The following is a 20,418-nucleotide window of genomic DNA, read 5'->3' as shown; positions in this document are numbered from 1 at the left end:
TTACATCACTTGCTGCTGGCGACGACCGTGTCCGGCTGCCAGCCACCGCCCAGGGCCTTGTAGATCGCGACGATGCCGCGATACAAGTCCACTTCGGCCTGGGCCTGGGAGTCTTCAGCCGCCAAGCGCTCACGCTGCGCATCGAGCAGCACCAGGAAGTCCACGGTGCCTTCGCGATAACGAATCGCGGCGAGGTCTGCGGCAGCGCGGCTGGATTCACTTTGACGAATCAGCGAGACCAGGCGCTGCTGGCGTTTGCCGTAATCACTGAAGGCATTCTCCGATTCTTCCAACGCCAGCAACACTTGCTGCTCGTAGGTCGCCAGGGCGCCATCGGCTTCGGCATTCGCACCGCGCAACCGTGCACGCACGCTGCCCAGGTCAAAGGCGGCCCAGGTGATGCTAGGGCCAAGGGACCAGGCATTGGCGGCAGCCGAACCGATCTGCGAACCACGCCCGGCGGTAAAGCCGAGGAAGCCGCTGAGGCTGACCCGTGGGAACAGGTCGGCCTTGGCCACGCCTATACGCGCGGTGGCGGCGGCCAGTTTGCGTTCGGCGCTGAGAATGTCCGGGCGACGTTGCAGCAACTGGCCGGGGTCGCCGATCGGCAAGGCCTTGGCAATCGCCGGCAGGTCTTTGGGGCTCAGGTCCACGCTCAGCTTGTCGGGGCGCTGGCCGAGGAGGGTGGCGATGCGGTTACGCTCGCGCACTTGCTCGGCTTGCAGTTGCGGCACGCTGGCTTCAACGGCGGCCAGGCGTGCGTCGGCGCGTTCTACATCGAGCTGATCGCCCACACCGGCATCACGCAGGCTCACGGTAATGGTGCGCGATTCCTGCTGGTTCTTCAGGTTGTCCAGAGCAATGCGTTCACGCAATTGAGCGCCGCGCAGTTGGCCGTAGGCGTCTACCAGTTCGGCAATCATGGTGACTTGCAGTTGGTACAGGTCGGCTTCGGCGACCTGTTGGTCCGCATCGCTGGCTTCCAGGTTGCGGCGGATGCGGCCGAACAAGTCGACTTCCCAGGCCATGTCCAGGCCCAGGTCGTAGCGCTCACTGTTGACGCGTTTGGTGGTCTGGCCCGGGATCTGGCCTTTGCCCACGTCGCTGCTGGCGCGAGAGGTGACGACCGGCATGATGTCGGTGGCCACGTCATCACGGATGGCGCGTGCCGCCCGCAGACGGGCGAACGCCACACGCAGGTCGCGGTTACCGCTCAACGACTGGGTGACCAGTTGGTTGAGGGTCGGGTCCTCGAACTGCTGCCACCAGATGCCTTCGTACTTGGCGTGGTCATAGCTTTTGGTGTCGGCGGCGGCCGTGATATTGGCCGCCTCCAATTTTTCGGTTTTGTAGTCCGGGCCTACGGCACAGGCGCTCAGCGCCAGTACCAGCAAGCTCGGCAAAAATACTTTCACGCTCATTGCTGTGTCTCCAGCTTCAAGGCCTTGGCCGCTTTGCGTGCTTCGCCGCGCTCCACATAACGACGGATCAGTACGTAGAACACTGGGGTCAGCAACAGACCGAAGAAGGTCACCCCGATCATCCCGGAGAACACCGCCACACCCATGGCATGACGCATCTCGGCACCGGCACCGCTGGACAACACCAGAGGCACCACACCCATGATGAAGGCGAACGAGGTCATCAGGATCGGCCGCAGACGCAAGCGGCAAGCTTCCAGTACCGCGGCCAGCGGATCGAGACCTTCCTGCTGTTTATCCTTGGCAAACTCGACGATCAGAATCGCGTTCTTACACGCCAGGCCCACCAATACGATCAGGCCGATCTGGGTGAAGATGTTGTTGTCGCCACCGGAGATAATCACCCCGGTGATGGCCGACAGCAGGGTCATCGGTACGATCAGGATCACCGCCAGTGGCAGGCTCCAGCTTTCGTATTGGGCGGCGAGCACCAGGAACGCCAGCAGTACGCAGAGCGGGAACACGAACAGCGCGGTATTGCCCGAGAGGATTTGCTGATAGGTCAGGTCGGTCCACTCGTAGGTCATGCCGTTGGGCAATTCATCTTTGAGCAGTTTCTCAATCGCCGCCTGAGCCTGGCCGGAGCTGTAGCCCGGTGCGGCGTTGCCGTTGATTTCGGCGGTGATAAAGCCGTTGTAGTGCATCACGCGGTCCGGCCCCGAGGTGTCGCTGACCTTGATAAAGGTCGCCAGAGGGATCATCTCGCCCTTGTTGTTACGCACTTTCAGCTGGCCGATCTGGTCTTCATCCAGGCGGAACTGCTGGTCTGCCTGCACGTTGACCTGGTAAGTACGGCCAAAGCGGTTGAAGTCGTTGGCATACAACGAACCCAGGTAGATCTGCAGGGTGTCGAAGATGTCGCTGATCGCCACGCCATGGGTCTTGGCTTTTTCGCGGTCGATGGCAGCATCGACCTGCGGTACGTTGACCGTGTAGCTGGTGAACAGGCCGAACAATTCAGGCGTGGTACGGCTCTTGGTGATGATGTTCTGCACTTCCTTGTACAGCTCGTCGTAACCCAGGTTGCCACGGTCTTCGATTTGCAGGCGGAACCCGCCGATCGTACCCAGGCCCTGTACCGGCGGCGGTGGGAAGATCGCCATGTAGGCTTCCTCGATGCTGCTGTATTTGCCGTTCAATGCACCGGCAATTGCGCCAGCGGACATGCTCGGGTCTTTACGCTCATCGAAGGGCTTCAAGGTCACGAACACGATGCCGCTGTTCGGACTGTTGGTGAAGCCGTTGATCGACAGGCCCGGGAAGGCGACGGCGGCTTCCACGCCGGGTTGTTTCAGCGCGATGTCGGACATGCGCTTGATCACGTCTTCGGTACGGTCCAGGCTCGCGGCGTCCGGCAATTGCGCAAAAGCCACCAGGTACTGCTTGTCCTGGGCCGGTACGAAACCGGTTGGCGTGTGGGCAAAGCCCAGCCAGGTCAGGACCATCAGGCCGGCGTACAGGAACAGCGCGATACCACTGCCGCGAATCACCCGGCGTACGGTGCCCACATACCCATGGCTGGCTTTCTCGAAGAAGCGGTTGAATGGGCGGAACAACCAGCCACCCAACAGCTTGTCGAGCACCTTGGAGAAGCGATCCTTCGGCGCGTCATGGCTGCGCAGCAACACGGCGGCCAGGGCAGGGGACAAGGTCAGCGAGTTGAATGCCGAGATCACCGTGGAAATGGCAATGGTCAACGCGAACTGCTTATAGAACTGACCGGTCAAGCCGCTGATAAAGGCCGCTGGAATGAACACCGCACACAGCACCAACGCGGTCGCGATGATCGGGCCGGTTACTTCGCTCATGGCCTTTTCGGTGGCCGGGAACGGTTCGAGTCCCAACTCGATATTTCGCTCGACGTTCTCCACCACCACGATGGCGTCGTCCACCACGATACCGATGGCCAGTACCAGGCCGAACAGCGACAGTGCGTTGAGCGAGAAGCCAAACAAGTGCATCACCGCAAAGGTACCGATCAACGATACCGGCACCGCCACCAATGGAATAATCGAGGCGCGCCAGGTTTGCAGGAACAGGATCACCACCAGCACCACCAGAATCAGTGCTTCGAACAGGGTGTGAACCACCGCCTCGATAGAGCCACGCACGAAGATGGTAGGGTCATAGACGATGCTGAAATCCATGCCTTCCGGGAAGCTCTTTTTCAGCTCCGCCATCTTGGCGCGTACTTCGTTGGAGATCTCGATGGCGTTGGAACCTGGGCGCTGGAAGATCGGGATCGCCACCGCCGGCTGGTTGTTGAGCAACGAGCGCAGCGCATACTGGCTGGAACCCAGCTCTACCCGTGCAATGTCTTTAAGGCGGGTGATTTCACCGTTGGCGCCGGAGCGGATAATGATGTTCTCGAACTCCTCCTCCGTCACCAGGCGGCCCTGAGTGTTCACCGACAACTGGAAGCTGGTGGCATTCGGTGCAGGTTGCGCACCCAGGGCACCGGCGGCCACTTGACGGTTCTGCTCACGAATCGCGTTGACCACATCGGTGGCGGTCAGGTTGCGCGAAGCGGTTTTGTTCGGGTCCAGCCAAACACGCAGGGAGTAGTCGCCCATGCCGAACAACTGCACGTCACCCACACCGCCCAGACGCGCCAACTCATCCTTTACGTTGAGTAAGGCATAGTTGGACAGGTAGAGCATGTCGTAACGCTTGTCCGGTGAGGTCAAGTGCACAACCATGGTCAGGTCAGGGGAAGCCTTGTCGACGGTAATACCGATGCGCGTCACTTCCTCAGGCAGCTTGGGCTGCGTGCGGGTCACACGGTTCTGCACCTGCACCTGCGCGTTATCCAGGTCGGTGCCCAGGGCGAAGGTGATGGTCAGGGTCAGCTTGCCATCGGCAGTCGACTGCGAGGACATGTACAGCATGTTCTCGACGCCGGTAATGGCTTGCTCCAACGGAGCGGCCACGGTTTCACCGATGACTTTGGGGTTGGCGCCCGGGAAGTTGGCACGTACCACCACGGTGGGCGGCACCACTTCCGGGTATTCGCTGATCGGCAGTTGGAACAGCGAGATCGCACCGGCGATCAAAATCAACAGCGACAGCACCGCTGCGAAGATCGGCCGCGAAATGAAGAACTTGGAAAAATTCATCTTGAGTTGTATCCCTTAACCGCGTGGAGTCGCGACGGCTGCGAGCTTGGGCGCGGCTTTATCCGGCGCCACTTGTTCCAGGTTGCTGGCTTCAAGCGCTTGTCGTTGTTGTGCCAAGGCGGCGAGGGTTTCCTTGCTGGCCATCGGGATCGTTTCCGGCGCAACCGGCGAACCCGGACGAATGCGCTGCAAGCCCTTCACGACGATGGTGTCGTCCTTGGTCAAACCGCTGCGCACGATGCGCAGGCCTTCGATCTTCGGCCCCAGTTCCACCGAGCGATAAGCCGGCTTGTCACCGTCCATCACCAGCACGAACTTCTTGCCAAGGTCGGTGCCCACCGCTTCGTCGTTGATCAGCACGGCGGAGTAGGTGCCGCTGCCGACCAACTTCAAGCGGGCATACAGGCCCGGGGTGTATTCGCCCTTGCTGTTATCGAACACGGCGCGACCACGGATGGTGCCAGTGGCCGGGTTGACCTGGTTGTCGACGAAGTTCATCTGGCCCAGGTGCGGGTTGCCGGTTTCGTTGGACAGGCCCAGGTACACAGGAGTGGTCGCGCCACGGCGGCCTTCGCGAGCCAGCTCGGTGTACTTGAGGTACACGCGCTCGTCGGCGTCGAAGTAGGCGTAAACCTTGTCGGTAGAGACCACGCTGGTCAGCGGCGTGGTGTCGGCGGTCACCAGGTTGCCGGCGGTGATTTCCGCACGGCTGACGCGGCCACTGATCGGCGAGGTCACGCGGGTAAAACTCAGGTTCAACTTGGCCAGGTCCAACTGCGCCTGGATCCCGGCGACAGCGGCGCGGGCTTCCTGGGCGGCGGTGGTGCGCGAGTCAGCCAGTTCAGCGGAGATCGCATTGCTCTGGCGCAGACGCTCGCCACGTTGCGCTTCGTTATCGCTACGGCTGGCGGCGGCTTTGGTTTGTGCGAGCTGGGCTTCGAGGCGGCGCACCTCAGCCTGGAACGGGCGCGGGTCGATCTGGAACAGCAGGTCGCCTTTCTTCACCAGAGCGCCTTCGGTGAAGGCCACCTGGTCGATCTGGCCGGATACGCGCGGACGAATTTGCACGGTTTCCGGGGCTTCCAGGCGACCGGTGAATTCATCCCACTCGTTGACCGGCTGTTCCAGCACCTTGGCCACACTGATTTTCGCGGGGGGCATGGCGGCCGCTTGATCCGGGGTCTTACCGCAGGCGCTCATCACCACAACGGCCAAAATCGCCAAGGGGAAGCGCAAGTGTTTGAGTGACTGTTCCATGAGGTGCATCCGCCAATGTATTTGAGATGGGCGGATCATGCGCGGCGAGGTGCTATGTCACGAATCGAATGAAACAAAGGTAACTATCATTCGGAATGATATAAGCGAGAGGCGAGCCCTCTAGAATGGCGTTTTCGTTAGGGAGCTATCAATAGGCGTGATGACAAAGGTGTATTGCGTAGCGTGCAAGGAACGAGGCTCACAACCCGCTGTCGTTGCCTCGCAACAAGATGAATCCACTCCTTCAAACGTCTTACGGTGGCGTCAGGCTGCCACGCTTACTAGCAGTCAGCCCTCCCAAAAAGTACATCAACCCGCCCGCCACAACAAAAACCACCAACATATAAAACATGCTGTACGCCGGCTGCGTAGCCAACACCCACCCACACAACACCGGCCCCAACGCCGCGCCGACATTGCCCAGGTTCTGCGCGGCGTAGTACATGCCGCGCAGGTGATTGGGCGCGATGTTATCGATGAACATGTATTCGGCCGGGAACACGATAATTTCGCCAAGGGTGAAAATCGCCATCGACAGCACCCACATCAGCAGCGTGGTCGACAGCGCAAACCCGCCCAGCCCGACAATAAACAGGCTCAGGCCAGCGGCAAGCCACCGATTCAGGTCGCGCGGGGAAATCCGCTTGCCGAGGCTGTATTGCAAACTGATAACTGTCAGGGCATTGGTGGCCACGATCGTGCTGATGATCCGGTAGGTCTCCTGAGGTGTAGTGGTGACGATCAGGTACTGCGAGAGGTAGGCCGTGAACTGGCCGAATACCACGGCACTGAGAAGTCCGCCGAGGGTAAAGCACACCAGGCGGTAATCGCGCAGCAGCAGTGTGGCGACCGCCAGGAACGCTACGGGTGGCTGGTTTGCTTGGGCCGTCTCCAAACGCCTGTCGCCCCACACGAAGTAAATAAACAAGAACCCGGCACCCAGCCCGGCTGACATCAGAAACGGCAGGCTGGCATCCACGGCGGCCAACCCCGCGCCCAGGAACGGCCCGACGGCATAACCGATATTGGTCAGCGTGTATTTGATCGAAAACGCTTCACTGCGCTGTTCAACGGGGAGCAGGCTGCCAAACCCGGCTTTTACCGCGATATCAATCACCGCATACGCCAGGTTCACCAACACCAGGCACAGGTAAAACAGCCAGAGCGCAGGCGCGATAGGGGCGCCGAGAAAGCCCAGCGTGAACACACCGCAGAAGAGCAGGATAAGCCGGTAACTGCTCATCCGATCCACCAGAAAGCCGCCATACAGGCTCAGCAGCGAGCCAATGATCAGTGTGCTGCCGATCACCAAGCCGATATCGGCGATGCTCAAGCCAAAGTGGCTCGACAAATAGATGACCAGGTAGGGCAGGGTGATTGCGCGGGCGAGCGTCAGTATCAGCGAGGCGCTCAATAGCAGGTTGAGGGTGGCGGGGTAGTTTTTCAGCGTGGCCAGCATTCGAGCCTCAGAGTCCATTTATCAGAGTACAAGCAGCTTACCTTTGAACCGAGTTCTGATTTAGGATGGTTTTTATCCAGACACAGGAACTCAATTCATGAATAAGGGCTGTGCATGTTTTCTTCAGAGCGCCTGAAGGGCATCGATGTATTCGTCTGTGTCGCGCAGTACGGCAGCTTTACGGCGACCGCCGGGAAAATGAACCTGACCGCCTCGGCCGTGAGTAAAAGCATTGCGCGCCTGGAAGCCCGTCTGGGTGCCCGACTGTTCCAACGCACCACGCGCAGGTTGTCGCTGACCGATGCCGGCGTTGCCTACCTGCGCACCTGCACCGGCGTATTAACCGACCTGGAAGAAGCCGAATGGGCATTGCAGGCTGAAAACACCGAACTGCGCGGGCGTGTGCGCATTGACCTGCCCGGCGCCTTTGGCCAGGCGCAGGTGCTGCCGATCCTGCTGCCGTGGCTGAACACTCATCCATTGCTGACCCCGCACATCTCCTTCTCTGATGGCTTTGTCGATCCGTTCAAGGAAGGCGTGGATATCGTCGTGCACATCGGCGACGACCCGGCCTGGCCGGAGACGGTAGGGCACCAGTTACTTACCCGAGAGTGGCATGTTTTATGTGCGTCCCCTGCGTATCTCACTCGCCACGGCACGCCACAGTCCGAGCGTGACCTTGAACAGCATCAGTGCATTGCCTACGGCTGGGTCGATGGTCGCGTCAGCCACTGGCAGCACGCCGGCGAACATGGCGCGACACTGCACAGCCACGTGCAGCCGCAACTGGTGATCGGCCATGGCAACGGCCTGAAGATGGCTGCGCTGGCCGGCTGCGGTATTGCACAACTGCCGTCGTGGCTGATTGAGCAACACTTGCAGGACGGGTCGCTGGTGCAAGTCTTGCCGCAATGGGCAAGTGAAGGGATGGGCATCAGTGTGGCCTGGGTCAAAAGCCGCCACGCGCTGCCCAAGGTGCGTGCGGTGGTGGAGGTGCTGGTTGCAGGGTTGGGCGCGGTTGAGTGACACTCCTTGATTTTCCGAACAAATTTTCCACAGGATGCGCAGATGCCAAACCTCCCGACACCGCCTTCCACGGGCGACGATCCTTACCTTTGGCTGGAAGACGTCGACAGCACGCAGGCGCTGGATTGGGTGCGCGCACAAAACCTCAAGGCCCACGCCCGACTCGCCGAATCCGTGTCTTTCAAGGCCATGCAGGCCGACCTGCTGGCGGTGCTCGATTCGGACAGCAATATCCCTTACGTGGAAAAAATCGGCGCCCACTATTACAACTTCTGGGTCGACGCCGCCCACCCTCGCGGCCTGTGGCGGCGGACCACGCTGGCGCAATATCGCAAGGCGCAACCGGCCTGGGAAACCGTGCTGGACATCGACGCGTTAAATGCCCTGGAAGGTGAGAATTGGGTATGGCACGGCGCCGACTGCCTGCACCCTGGCTATCAACGCGCCTTGGTTGCACTGTCCCGGGGCGGCGCGGACGCGAGTGTCACGCGCGAATTCGACCTGGTCGAAAAAGCCTGGGTCAATGATGGCTTCGAGTTGCCCGAATCCAAGGGTGGGCTGGGCTGGATCGACCACGACAACGTGTATGTGTTTACCGACTTCGGTGCAGACAGCATGACCCGCTCGGGTTACCCGCGCATCGTCAAGCAATGGCAGCGCGGTACGCCCCTGAGTGCCGCGACGATCGTCTACGAAGGCCGGCACGACGATATGTATATCGCGGCGATGCACGACAGCACACCGGGCTACGAGCGTGATTTCGTCAGCCGCACCCTGGCGTTCTACAACAACGAACTGTACCTGCGCGCCCCGGATGGCACGCTGAGCAAAATCGACGCGCCGAACTCGGCCGACAAGTCGGTGCACAAAGACTGGTTGCTCCTGCAATTGCGTGATGATTGGACGGTGGGTGATGGCTACGTGGCCGGCTCGTTGCTGGCGATCAACTTTGCACGGTTCATGGCCGGCGCGCGGGATTTCGACCTGTTGTTCGTGCCATCGGACAGCACCTCACTGGCCGGCATGGACTGGACCCGCAACCACTTGGTACTCAACGTGCTGGAGGACGTCAGAAACCGCCTCAGCGTGCTGACGCCAGGCCCACAAGGCTGGGCACGCAGCGCATTTATCGGCGCGCCGGCGATGGCGACCGTGGATGTGAGCGCCGTCGACAGCGATGACAGCGATGCCGTGTGGATGGTCACCCGAGGTTTTCTCACGCCGGTCACGCTGTCACTGGCCGAGCTTGGCGCGCAACCTGAAGTGCTCAAAGCCATGCCGGCGTTCTTCGAGGCGAGCCGGCATGAGGTTGAACAGCATTTTGCCGTGTCCAAGGACGGCACCCGCGTGCCGTATTTCCTGGTGCACGAACAGGGCTTGCAGTACAACGCCAACGCGCCGACCTTGCTCTACGGTTATGGCGGTTTTGAAGTGTCGCTGTGCCCGGAGTATTCCGGCGGGCTGGGCCGCGCCTGGCTGTCCAAAGGCGGTGTGTATGCCGTCGCGAATATTCGCGGCGGCGGCGAATACGGCCCGCGTTGGCATCAGGCGGCGCTCAAGCACAAGCGTGCGCGCGCCTATGAGGATTTTGCCGCAGTGGCGCAAGACCTGATCAACCGCAAGATCACCTCGCCCCGACACCTGGCCGTGCAAGGTGGCAGCAATGGCGGCCTGTTGACCGGCAATATGCTCACCCAATACCCCGAGCTGTTCGCAGCCGTCGTCATCCAGGTGCCGTTGCTCGACATGCAGCGCTATCACCATTTGCTGGCAGGCGCCTCGTGGATGGAAGAGTACGGCAACCCGGACGTGCCTGAAGAATGGGCCTACATCCAGACGTTTTCACCCTACCACCTGTTCGACCCGGCCAAGACCTATCCGCCGGTGCTGTTCACCACCTCGACCCGCGATGACCGCGTACACCCGGCCCATGCCCGTAAACTTGCGGCCAAAATGATCGATGCCGGCCAGGACGTGACGTACTACGAAAACATCGAAGGCGGCCACGGCGGCGCGGCGGATAATGCCCAGAGTGCGTACATGAAAGCGCTGGTCTACGGCTTTTTGTGGGAGCGCTTGAGCGCCGGCCACGGCTGACTTGCGCTGGCAGGTATGATCGGATGCCCCTTGGATAAGTGAAGAGTCAGATGCGCACACCCTATGTTTTTATCTTGATGTCGATGCTGTTGGCGGGTTGCGGCTCGTCGGGCGCAACCACTGGAAGCCATGCGTTCGAACGTCAGCCAAACGCGCCGCTGACGCTCGATGCACCGCTGGATCCTTACACCGTTGAGAAGCTCAATGCGATTCTCCATGAGCGTCCAAACTACCGGTTGCTTTCCGCGGGCCAACAGATCGGCCTGATCTCGGAGGCCTTTTTAGGCACGCCCTATGCTGCCAACAAGTTACAGGGCTCACTGAGCACGCCCGAACAGTTGGTGGTCGATTTTCGAGGCCTGGATTGCTTTACCTACCTGGATTACGTCGAGGCCCTGCGACAATCGGCAGCACAACCCGACTTTATGAAGAACCTGCTGCGCACGCGTTATGTTGATGGCGATCTCGACTTTCTGAGCCGTAAGCACTTCTACACGGATTGGGCCTACAGCGGCACGTATAAACCGGCGCAAGACATCACCGCGCAGATAAGTGCCCATGCCGTTCGCCGCGAAAAACGCCTCAACCAAAAAGCCGACGGCAGTACCTACTTGCCTGGCCTGCCGGTGGTCCAGCGTACGGTCACCTACATTCCTGCCGGTTTTATCGATAAGAAGGTCATCAATCGCCTGCACGAGGGCGATTTTATTGGCATCTATACGCCCTTGGCCGGGCTGGATGTGACCCATGTGGGGTTCTTTATCATGACGGACAAAGGCCCCGTACTGCGCAATGCGTCCTCGCATTCAGGCAGCCAGAAGGTGGTGGATTCGCCGTTTCTTACGTATGTGGCTAACACGCCGGGGATTGTTGTGCTGAGGGCCAAGGAGTAAAGGCTCATCGCCCTGTTGGCGTTCCGGATCCAGTACACCGAAAGCCTTCCCATCATTGAGCATTCAGTGTCAATTGAGCCACTGTCCCGTCAGGGAGGCGACGTTTACAGTAAGTTTGGCTGCTGCATGAGTTAACGTTCATGTACGCGCCTTTCCGATGACTCGCTGGATACCGCCCCTATGAGATATCTGCCGCCCAGTGCGACCTTGCGTGCTTCTGAAGTTGCCGCCCGCCATCCGACTGGCGCCCGACCTTAGTGACACTCGTGTCGATTTGCATAGGTGCGGGGTCGGCATGGTGGTGCACTTCCACAAGGTCAAGGTGAGGTCTTTACCGCCGCTACCTGCGAATGGGTGCATGGGGAGACACGATCTGGAACTCCATCCCCGCTGATTCGCCCACCATGCTTCAGGTCTGAATGGCTCTAAAGCGTAAATGGCGTTAGCATTCCCACCACTCGGCTTAAACAGCCTGTTTTTCAGATCAGGGTCGCATTGTGGAAAAGCTAAAACGCCTCCAAAGTGGAATCGAAGGGCTCGACGCTCTGCTCAAGGGAGGGCTGGTCGCGGGCGCCTCCTACATAATCCAGGGGCGGCCAGGTTCTGGCAAAACGATCCTGGCCAACCAACTTGGGTTCCATCATGCGAACAATGGAGGCCGGGTTCTGGTCGCCACACTGCTGGCCGAGTCACACGACCGTCTTTTTCAGTTTCTTTCTACTCTGAGCTTTTTCGACGCGTCCAAAGTGGGCGCCGACATTCAGTTTGTCAGCGCGTTTGATACGTTGGAAAACGAAGGGCTGGACGAGGTGGTAAAACTGCTTCGGCGCGAGATAAGTCGACAAAAAGCTACAGTGATGGTGGTAGACGGCTTGCTTAATGCTCGCTCAAAAGCCGACTCGCACATCGACACCAAGAAATTCATTTCCGAGTTGCAAGGGCACGCTGCTTTCGCGGGTTGCACGGTGCTGTTTCTGACCAGCTCCCGTCTCGACGACGGCAGCCCTGAACACACCATGGTTGATGGCGTCATTGAAATGGGCGAAGAGCTATTTGGCACTCGCTCGGTACGTCGTATTCAACTGCGTAAAACTCGCGGCAGTGGAGCACTGACAGGCCTTCATGAGTGTGAGATTACCGACAATGGCTTGGTGGTTTACCCTCGTCTCGAAAGCCTTTATAGCCACCCGTCCGCCCCCGACAGCGCCGACATGACGCGTATTGCCAGTGGCATTGGTTCGCTGGACGGCATATTGGGGGGCGGCCTTTACAGTTCCAGCGTGTCTCTGGTCATGGGCCCCTCCGGCATTGGTAAAACGACGCTGGGCCTGAAGTTTCTGGCCGAGTCGACGGTGGAAGCTCCAGGACTGCATTTTGGCTTTTATGAAAGCCCGCAACGGTTGCGACTCAAAGGCCAATCATTGGGTATCGATATCCAAGGCATGGAGAACAGCGGCGCCCTGAGCATTGCCTGGCAGCCTACCACTGAGGGGTTGCTGGATGGGTTGGGCGCACGCTTGTTGAGTCTTGTAGAAGAGAAGGGCATCAAGCGCCTGTTCATCGATAGCCTCAGCGGTATGACCCGAGTCTCTACAAACCCGGCGCGAACTACTGACTTCTTCAGTGCGCTGATGAATGAACTGCGCTCCAGGGGCGTAACCGTATTCGCGTCCTGGGAAATGCGTGATCTATTTGGCTCCGAGGTCAGCGCGCCAAACTCTGACCTGTCCAGCATCGTCGATAACTTGATGCTGATGCGTTTCTCTGAGAATCACTCTGAACTAAGCAGGACGCTTTCCATTCTTAAGGTACGAGATAGCTCTTATGACCCCTCCAGATTTGAGGTTGTCATCCAAGATCGCGATGTTTTCCTGAAAAAGGCTTCGAGACATGAACCTTCAGCCCCCACTGAGACATCGCCCGGTTCACTTTCTTAAGCTTTTGAGTGGGTTGAATTAACATGACCACCATCCTGGTCGTCGATGACGAGTATTTGATCGCTGACATTCTCAGCTTCGCACTGGAGGATGAGGGGTTCATGGTGGTGACTGCCAGCAATGGTCGAAAAGGACTGGAAGTGCTGGATAGAGAAAGGCCTGCCTTGATCATCACCGACTTTATGATGCCTGTTATGGACGGCCTGGAATTTGCCACAGCCGTTCGAGCCCTCCCGTGCGCTAATCAATTGCCGATCATCTTGATGAGCGGTGCTCAGGCACACATCGGTATGCAGAGATCGGATCTGTTTGATGCGGTAGTGTCGAAACCATTCAACATCGACTTGATCATTGCCGAAGTTAAAAAGCTGCTCGCCTCTGATCAGTGAGTACTGCATCTACCTACCCGGAGCCACGCAGGATCGGGCTCCGCCTGCCTAAACAATCGAGTTGAAAAAATTTTTCGAGGGGCTCTTGAAAACGTTTTGGTAGCACCTATTTTCGGTTCTACGCGATGCCGCAAACGGGTCGCGTCTTAAATCACTTGGAGAACACTCAGGAGATTTACTATGGCTACTACTCTTTCTTTGGCCCCTCTGTTTCGTCAGTCTGTGGGTTTTGATCGCTTCAACGACCTGTTTGAATCAGCGCTTCGTAGTGAGGCTGGTAATACCTATCCACCGCATAACGTGGAGAAGCATGGTGAGGATCAATACCGCATTGTGATTGCAGTGGCAGGGCTTACTGAGGAGGACATAGACATTCAGGTTGAAAATGGCGTATTGAGCGTTTCTGGTGGAAAACGTGAAAACGACGAGAAGGTGACTTACCTGCACCAAGGGATAGCGCAACGCGCCTTCCGCTTGTCCTTCCGGCTGGCTGACCATATCGAAGTGCAAGGTGCAGCGCTCACCCACGGCCTGTTAGCCATCGAGCTGCTTCGGGTTATACCCGAAGAAGCCAAGCCAAAACGTATTGAGATCGGTACTGCCGGCAAGCCAGACCAGCGTCAAGTAAGCCTGCAATAAGTGTGTTTATGGCGCTCTGCGGAGCGCCTTTTTTCTTCTGTTTTAATTAATCTCCCGTTGCCTCGTCGTTGGATGTGCGCAACGCCATCGCCTGCCATAATCCACCCGTCTCACCCCAGCCCCCCACACGGAGTCCATGCCATTCATGGTGCTGTTGAATCGATTGAGCGCGTTTTCCATCCAGGCGCGCCGGGCACTGAAGCTGGTGTGGGGCACGTCGCGGCCCTTATTCATAGGCCTGCTGTTGGCCACCATCATTGCCGGTCTGTTGCCTGCGCTGGCTGCCTGGATCGGCCAGCGCATTGTCGATGGCGTGGTGCACGCGATGCAGATTCATGCCGCCGGCAGCCAGGCGCCCGTGTGGCCGGTGATGCAGTACGTGCTGGCCGAGGCGGGCGTGTTGGCGCTGCTGGCCGCCGCCCAGCGTGCGTTGTCCATGCAGCAATCGTTGCTGCGGGTGCAGTTGGGGGTGAAGGTCAACCTGATGATTCTGGAGAAAGCCCAGACCCTCTCACTCCTGCAATTTGAAGACGCCGAGTTCCACGACAAGCTGGTGCGCGTGCGCCAGGGCGCGTCGACACGGCCGCTGAGCCTGGTCACCAAGGGCCTGGGGCTGGTGCAGAACCTGATCTCGCTGATCAGCTTTGCCGTGCTGTTGGTGCACTTTTCGCCGTGGGCGCTGGTGATTCTGGTGGTCGGCGCGTTACCGGTGTTCTTCGCCGAGACGCATTTCTCGGGCAATGCGTTTCGCCTGTTCCACCGGCGCGCGCCCGAGACCCGTCAGCAGAATTACCTGGAATCGCTGCTGTCCCACGAAACCCACGCCAAAGAGGTCAAACTGTTCGGCCTGGCGCCGCTGTTCCTCAAGCGCTACCGCGACAACGCCCGGCGCTTGTACACCGAAGACCGCCAGTTGACGGTGCGCCGGGATGCCTGGGGCTTTGCCCTGGGCTTGCTGGGCACCGCGGCGTTTTATGTGGCTTACGCCTGGGTGGTGCTGGACACCGTGCGCGGCCAGACCAGCCTGGGCCAGATGACCATGTACATCGTGCTGTTCAAGCAGGGGCAAAGTGCGATCACCGCCAGCCTCAGCGCGATTGCCGGCCTGTATGACGACAGTCTGTTTCTGTCGGACCTTTATGAGTACCTGCTAACCCCCGTGGTCGTGCCGCGTGGCCGGCTTACCCAGGGCGCGCGTCCCGGCGACGGTCTGCGCTGCGAGCACGTGGGCTTCAGTTACCCCGGCGCTGAGCGGCCGGCATTGACTGACATCAACCTGCACTTGGCGCCGGGGCAAAGCCTGGCCCTGGTGGGCGAGAATGGCTCGGGCAAAACCAGCCTGATCAAACTGCTCACGCGCCTGTATACACCGCACGCGGGGCGCATTCTGCTGGATGGCAGCGACTTGCAAGACTGGGATGAACAGACACTGCGCCAGCGCATCGGGGTGATTTTTCAGGATTACATCCGCTACCAGATGACCGTCGGCGAGAACCTTGGCGTGGGTGACGTCGATGCGCTGAACGACGAGGCGCGCTGGCGCACTGCCGCTACCCAGGGGGTGGCCGCCGAATTCATCGAGCGCCTGAGCAGAACCTACGGCACACAGTTAGGGCGCTGGCTTGGCGGCCAGGAGTTGTCGGGTGGGCAATGGCAGAAAGTCGCCTTGTCACGCGCGTATATGCGCCAGGAGGCGGACCTGCTGATTCTTGACGAGCCGACGGCTGCGCTGGACGCCGGCGCCGAGGCGGCGGTGTTCGAGCATTTTCGCGAACACGCCAAGGGCCGCATGACGTTGTTGATTTCCCATCGATTCTCCAGCGTGCGCAATGCCGACCACATCATCGTGCTGGACGGCGGGCGAATCCTGGAGGAGGGCAGCCATCACCAATTGATGGCGGCGGGTGGGCGCTATGCCGAGTTGTTCGATGTTCAGGCGCGGGGGTATCGCTAGGTACCCGAGCGGCCGTCCAATCCGGCCAAGCGTATTGTTTCAAAGTTTTAGCACGCCATGCTCACCGCAAGCCCTGCGCGCCCCGGCGCACCGCTGAAACCCTGGCGCAGAACGCCCGACAATACCTCCAGGGTATCCCTTCAGACTTTATCCATATTGGACGCCCCCGTACCCACGCGTCAGCCTGAGCCCAATAACTATAAAAGAGGCGCAACCATGACCGTGCTATTGAGTGAGCGCAGCCAGATTTTCCGGGGCGCCGATGCCTACGCGGTGTCGGACTACGTCAACCAGCACGTGGGCAGCCACTGCATTCGCCTGCCTCCCAAGGGCCGGCCCCGGGCGAGTATCAGCCATCGCACCTTCGCCAGCCTGGACCTGTGCCGCATCAGCTACGGCGCACCGGTACGGGTCACATCGGTGGCGCTGGAGACCATCTATCACCTGCAGATCCTGTTGAGCGGGCATTGCCGCTCCAGCTCCCGTGGTGAGGATGACGTGTTCGGGCCGGGGGAAATCCTGCTGATCAACCCGGACGACCCGGTAGACCTGACCTATTCCGCCGACTGCGAGAAATTCATCATCAAACTGCCGGTGCGCCTGCTGGAAAACGCCTGCCTGGAGCAGCACTGGAGCCTGCCGCAGGTGGGTATCCGCTTCGCGACGGCCCGCCACGCGCTCAGTGAAATGGGCGGCTTCCTGCCGTTGCTCGGGCTGATCTGCCATGAGGCGGAAAACGCTGCCGAGCCCCACACGCAGGGTCTGTATGAACGCATCGTGGCCAACAAGCTGCTGGCATTGCTGGGCAGCAATGTGTTGCGGGTGATCCCCCAGGCGGCCCACGGCGGTGGGTTTGAAGCGGTGCGCGAATTTATCCAGCAGCACCTGGGCGATGACATCAGCGTCGAGCAGTTGATGGCGGTGGCCAACGTCAGCGAACGTTCGCTGTACAGCCTGTTTGCGCGCCAGGTGGGGCTGTCGCCGCGCGACTATGTACGCCGCTGCAAGCTCGAACGGGTACACGCACACTTGCAACTGCGCAGCACGCGCAGCGTGACCGAGGTGGCTTTGGACCATGGCTTCATGCACCTGGGGCGGTTTGCCGAGGCCTATCGCAAATGCTTCGGCGAACTGCCGTCGCAGACCTTCAAACGCCATCGTTAAGCGACGTGCGCCGGGCGGATAACGATGTGCAGGCAGCGGATATTGACGCGCAGGGCGAACACGTACGGTGAGGGCGCCTGATACAAGAACAACGGAGGGCCCGCCCCATGATCAGTACACTCGACCGACTCGCCGGCCAATTGCGCGAGTCCGTACAGGAAGACCCCGCCACCGGAGTGTTCCGCTGCCGCCGCGACATCTTTACCGACCCCGACCTGTTTGCCCTGGAGATGAAACACATCTTCGAAGGCGGCTGGATCTACCTGGCCCATGAAAGCCAGGTGCCCGAGATCAACGATTACTTCACCACCTGGATCGGCCGCCAGCCGGTGGTCATTACCCGTGACAAACACGCCTCGCTGCATGGCCTGGTCAACGCCTGCGCGCATCGCGGCGCCATGCTGTGCCGGCGCAAACAAGGCAACAAGGGCTCATTCACTTGCCCCTTCCATGGCTGGACGTTCAGCAACGCCGGCAAGCTGCTCAAGGTCAAGGACGCCAAGACCGGCGCCTACCCGGACAGCTTCGACTGCGACGGCTCCCATGACCTCAAGCGCCTGGCGCGCTTTGAAAGCTACCGCGGTTTCCTGTTCGGCAGCCTCAGCGATGCGGTGCCGGAACTGCGCGATTACCTGGGCGAAACCCGCGTGATCATCGACCAGATGGTCGACCAGGCGCCTTTGGGCCTGGAGGTGCTGCGCGGCAGCTCATCCTATGTCTATGACGGCAACTGGAAGCTGCAAATCGAAAACGGCGCCGACGGTTACCACGTCAGCTCCGTGCACTGGAACTACTCGGCGACCATGGGCCGGCGCAACTACGAGGCCGAAGGCACGCGCACCGTCGACGCCAATGGCTGGTCGAAAAGCCTGGGCGGCGTCTACGCCTTCGACCACGGGCATATCCTGCTGTGGACGCGCCTGCTCAACCCCGAAGTGCGCCCGGTGCACGCTCACCGCGAGGCCTTGGCCGAACGCCTGGGCCAGGCGCGCGCCGACTTTATCGTCGACCAGACCCGCAACCTCTGCCTCTACCCCAATGTGTACCTGATGGACCAGTTCTCGACCCAGATCCGCGTGGTGCGCCCCCTCGCCGTGGATAAAACCGAAGTGACTATCTATTGCATGGCGCCCATCGGCGAAAGCGCCCAGGAGCGCGCCACGCGGATTCGCCAGTACGAAGACTTCTTTAACGTCAGCGGCATGGGTACCCCGGATGACCTCGAGGAATTCCGCGCCTGCCAGACCGGTTACCAGGGCGCGAGCACCCTGTGGAATGACCTCAGCCGTGGCGCCAAACAGTGGGTGGAAGGGGCCGATGAGAATGCCTTGGCCATGGGTATGCAACCGCAGCTCAGCGGGGTCAAGACCGAGGACGAGGGCTTGTTTGTGCGCCAGCATGCGCACTGGGCCCAAAGCCTGCAGCGTGCGATCGAGCGCGAACAGCAAGGGCTGATTGCCAGCGACCGCGAGGTGCAGCCATGAGCCTTGCCCCTGAGCACCTGCTGGATTTTCTCTACCGTGAAGCGCGCCTGCTCGACGACCGCCAATGGGATGACTGGCTGGCCTGCTATTCGCCCAAGGCCGAGTTCTGGATGCCCGCCTGGGACGATCACGACACCCTCACCGAAGACCCGCAGCGCGAAATCTCGCTGATCTACTACCCCAGCCGTGACGGCCTGGAAGACCGCATCTTCCGCATCAAGACCGAGCGCTCCAGCGCCAGCACGCCCGAGCCACGCACCGTGCACATGCTGTGCAACCTCGAAGTGCTGGCTGCCGACGGCGCGCAGGTGGACCTGCGTTTCAACTGGCACACCCTCAGCCATCGCTACAAAACCACCGACAGTTATTTCGGTACTTCCTTCTATCGCCTCGACATCGGTGCCGAGCAGCCGCTGATCACGCGCAAGAAGGTGGTGCTTAAAAACGACTACATCCACCAGGTCATCGACATCTACCACATCTGAGGACACCGCCATGACGTATGCCATTGCCCTGAACTTCGAGGATGGGGTGACCCGCTTCATCGACTGCAAGGTGGGGGAAAAGGTGCTCGATGCCGCCTTCCGCCAACGCATCAACCTGCCCATGGACTGCTCGGACGGTGTGTGCGGCACCTGCAAATGCCGCTGTGAAACCGGCGCCTACGACTTGGGCGACGACTATATCGACGACGCGCTGAGCGCCGACGAAGCGCAGGCGCGCCAGGTACTGACCTGCCAGATGGTGCCGCAGTCCGACTGCGTGATCGCCGTGCCGGTGCCGTCCAGCGCCTGCAAGACCGGCACCACGCAGTTTGCCGCGACGCTGGCCGGCATCACCCGACATGCCGATGCCGCGCTGCAGGTGAGTTTCGAGCTGGACCAGGCGCCGGTATTCCTGCCCGGCCAGTACGTGAATATCAGCGTGCCCGACAGTGGGCAGACACGCGCTTACTCCTTCAGCAGTCGCCCGGGCGACACGCACGCCAGCTTCCTGATCAAGCACGTGCCCGGCGGGTTGATGAGCAGCTGGCTGGAGCACGCCCAGCCGGGCGACCGCGTGGCGATCACCGGCCCGCTGGGGAGTTTCTACCTGCGTGAGGTGGCGCGGCCGCTGTTGTTACTGGCCGGTGGTACCGGCTTGGCGCCGTTCCTGTCGATGCTTGAAGTGCTCGCGCAGCGCCAGGAAACCCGCCCAATCCGGTTGATCTACGGCGTAACGCGCGATCAGGACCTGGTGATGGTCGAGGCGTTGCAGGCTTTTACCGCGCGGTTGCCCGACTTCAACCTGGTGACCTGCGTGGCTGATCCGCACACCACTCACCCGCGCCAGGGCTATGTGACGCAGCACATGGCCGACGAAGCCCTCAATGGCGGCGATGTCGACGTGTACCTGTGCGGCCCGCCGCCGATGGTCGATGCGGTGCGCGAGCACTTCAAGCAGCAGGGCGTGACCCCGGCCAGCTTCCATTACGAGAAATTCACCGCTAACGCCGTCGCCACGTGCGATGCCGCCTGAGGAC

At 60.3% G+C, this 20,418-nt stretch carries 15 protein-coding genes; 11 read left to right on the top strand and 4 right to left on the bottom strand.

Features of this window, described 5'->3' with window-relative positions; translation table 11 throughout:
• Positions 1-5: 5 nt before the first annotated feature.
• The 4 genes from HBO23_RS12735 to HBO23_RS12720 form a co-directional block, all read right to left on the bottom strand.
• Positions 6-1,421: a TolC family protein gene (locus HBO23_RS12735; RefSeq protein WP_099549834.1), complete on the bottom strand. Its 1,416-nt coding sequence runs from the start codon at positions 1,419-1,421 to the stop codon at positions 6-8.
• Positions 1,418-4,597: an efflux RND transporter permease subunit gene (locus tag HBO23_RS12730; protein WP_017135542.1), complete on the bottom strand. Its 3,180-nt coding sequence runs from the start codon at positions 4,595-4,597 to the stop codon at positions 1,418-1,420. The genes HBO23_RS12735 and HBO23_RS12730 overlap by 4 nt, the downstream gene beginning before the upstream one ends.
• A 15-nt stretch (positions 4,598-4,612) precedes the next feature.
• Positions 4,613-5,854, bottom strand: a complete 1,242-nt coding sequence (gene mexE / locus HBO23_RS12725) for a multidrug efflux RND transporter periplasmic adaptor subunit MexE (protein WP_058419743.1) — start codon at positions 5,852-5,854, stop codon at positions 4,613-4,615.
• Positions 5,855-6,107: 253 nt separating this feature from the next.
• Positions 6,108-7,313, bottom strand: coding sequence for an MFS transporter (locus tag HBO23_RS12720; protein ID WP_170038311.1), 1,206 nt, complete (start codon positions 7,311-7,313; stop codon positions 6,108-6,110).
• Between the two features lie 114 nt (positions 7,314-7,427).
• Here HBO23_RS12720 and HBO23_RS12715 point away from each other — a divergent pair, with 114 nt between their 5' ends.
• The 11 genes from HBO23_RS12715 to benC all read left to right on the top strand — a co-directional run bounded on the left by HBO23_RS12715 (position 7,428) and on the right by benC (position 20,414).
• Positions 7,428-8,339, top strand: a complete 912-nt coding sequence (locus tag HBO23_RS12715; RefSeq protein ID WP_170038309.1) for a LysR family transcriptional regulator — start codon at positions 7,428-7,430, stop codon at positions 8,337-8,339.
• Positions 8,340-8,381: 42 nt separating this feature from the next.
• Positions 8,382-10,436, top strand: coding sequence for a prolyl oligopeptidase family serine peptidase (locus HBO23_RS12710; RefSeq protein ID WP_170038307.1), 2,055 nt, complete (start codon positions 8,382-8,384; stop codon positions 10,434-10,436).
• Between the two features lie 50 nt (positions 10,437-10,486).
• Complete coding sequence (locus HBO23_RS12705) at positions 10,487-11,329, top strand: DUF1460 domain-containing protein (RefSeq protein ID WP_170038305.1); 843 nt, start codon at positions 10,487-10,489, stop codon at positions 11,327-11,329.
• A gap of 497 nt (positions 11,330-11,826) precedes the next feature.
• Positions 11,827-13,266, top strand: coding sequence for an ATPase domain-containing protein (locus HBO23_RS12700; RefSeq protein WP_170038303.1), 1,440 nt, complete (start codon positions 11,827-11,829; stop codon positions 13,264-13,266).
• A 23-nt stretch (positions 13,267-13,289) separates the two neighbouring features.
• Positions 13,290-13,655, top strand: coding sequence for a response regulator (locus HBO23_RS12695; RefSeq protein ID WP_065930162.1), 366 nt, complete (start codon positions 13,290-13,292; stop codon positions 13,653-13,655).
• 180 nt (positions 13,656-13,835) lie between these two features.
• Complete coding sequence (locus HBO23_RS12690) at positions 13,836-14,294, top strand: Hsp20 family protein (protein ID WP_056859925.1); 459 nt, start codon at positions 13,836-13,838, stop codon at positions 14,292-14,294.
• Between the two features lie 145 nt (positions 14,295-14,439).
• A complete protein-coding gene (locus HBO23_RS12685) occupies positions 14,440-16,248 on the top strand; it encodes an ABC transporter ATP-binding protein (protein WP_170038465.1) in 1,809 nt (602 codons plus the stop codon).
• Between the two features lie 216 nt (positions 16,249-16,464).
• Positions 16,465-17,412: an AraC family transcriptional regulator gene (locus HBO23_RS12680; RefSeq protein ID WP_170038301.1), complete on the top strand. Its 948-nt coding sequence runs from the start codon at positions 16,465-16,467 to the stop codon at positions 17,410-17,412.
• Positions 17,413-17,519: 107 nt separating this feature from the next.
• Positions 17,520-18,896: a Rieske 2Fe-2S domain-containing protein gene (locus tag HBO23_RS12675; protein WP_170038299.1), complete on the top strand. Its 1,377-nt coding sequence runs from the start codon at positions 17,520-17,522 to the stop codon at positions 18,894-18,896.
• Entirely contained in the window at positions 18,893-19,381 is a 489-nt protein-coding gene (gene benB, locus HBO23_RS12670; protein WP_170038290.1) for a benzoate 1,2-dioxygenase small subunit, read from the top strand. Before HBO23_RS12675 ends, benB begins: the two co-directional genes overlap by 4 nt.
• Before the next feature lie 10 nt (positions 19,382-19,391).
• The gene (benC, locus tag HBO23_RS12665) at positions 19,392-20,414 is read left to right on the top strand and encodes a benzoate 1,2-dioxygenase electron transfer component BenC (RefSeq protein WP_170038288.1); all 1,023 of its coding nucleotides are present in this window, start codon (positions 19,392-19,394) and stop codon (positions 20,412-20,414) included.
• Positions 20,415-20,418: the final 4 nt, after the last annotated feature.

The organism is Pseudomonas sp. WS 5532 (assembly GCF_012985445.1).
GTDB lineage: Bacteria > Pseudomonadota > Gammaproteobacteria > Pseudomonadales > Pseudomonadaceae > Aquipseudomonas > Aquipseudomonas edaphica.
This window is presented reverse-complemented; position numbering and strand designations above follow the sequence as displayed.

Coding starts and splice junctions, on each gene's coding strand:
- HBO23_RS12735 (WP_099549834.1), bottom strand. CDS start 1,421: ATGAGCGTGAAAGTATTTTTGCCGAGCTTGCTGGTACTGGCGCTGAGC.
- HBO23_RS12730 (WP_017135542.1), bottom strand. CDS start 4,597: ATGAATTTTTCCAAGTTCTTCATTTCGCGGCCGATCTTCGCAGCGGTG.
- mexE (WP_058419743.1), bottom strand. CDS start 5,854: ATGGAACAGTCACTCAAACACTTGCGCTTCCCCTTGGCGATTTTGGCC.
- HBO23_RS12720 (WP_170038311.1), bottom strand. CDS start 7,313: ATGCTGGCCACGCTGAAAAACTACCCCGCCACCCTCAACCTGCTATTG.
- HBO23_RS12715 (WP_170038309.1), top strand. CDS start 7,428: ATGTTTTCTTCAGAGCGCCTGAAGGGCATCGATGTATTCGTCTGTGTC.
- HBO23_RS12710 (WP_170038307.1), top strand. CDS start 8,382: ATGCCAAACCTCCCGACACCGCCTTCCACGGGCGACGATCCTTACCTT.
- HBO23_RS12705 (WP_170038305.1), top strand. CDS start 10,487: ATGCGCACACCCTATGTTTTTATCTTGATGTCGATGCTGTTGGCGGGT.
- HBO23_RS12695 (WP_065930162.1), top strand. CDS start 13,290: ATGACCACCATCCTGGTCGTCGATGACGAGTATTTGATCGCTGACATT.
- HBO23_RS12690 (WP_056859925.1), top strand. CDS start 13,836: ATGGCTACTACTCTTTCTTTGGCCCCTCTGTTTCGTCAGTCTGTGGGT.
- HBO23_RS12685 (WP_170038465.1), top strand. CDS start 14,440: ATGGTGCTGTTGAATCGATTGAGCGCGTTTTCCATCCAGGCGCGCCGG.
- HBO23_RS12680 (WP_170038301.1), top strand. CDS start 16,465: ATGACCGTGCTATTGAGTGAGCGCAGCCAGATTTTCCGGGGCGCCGAT.
- HBO23_RS12675 (WP_170038299.1), top strand. CDS start 17,520: ATGATCAGTACACTCGACCGACTCGCCGGCCAATTGCGCGAGTCCGTA.
- benB (WP_170038290.1), top strand. CDS start 18,893: ATGAGCCTTGCCCCTGAGCACCTGCTGGATTTTCTCTACCGTGAAGCG.
- benC (WP_170038288.1), top strand. CDS start 19,392: ATGACGTATGCCATTGCCCTGAACTTCGAGGATGGGGTGACCCGCTTC.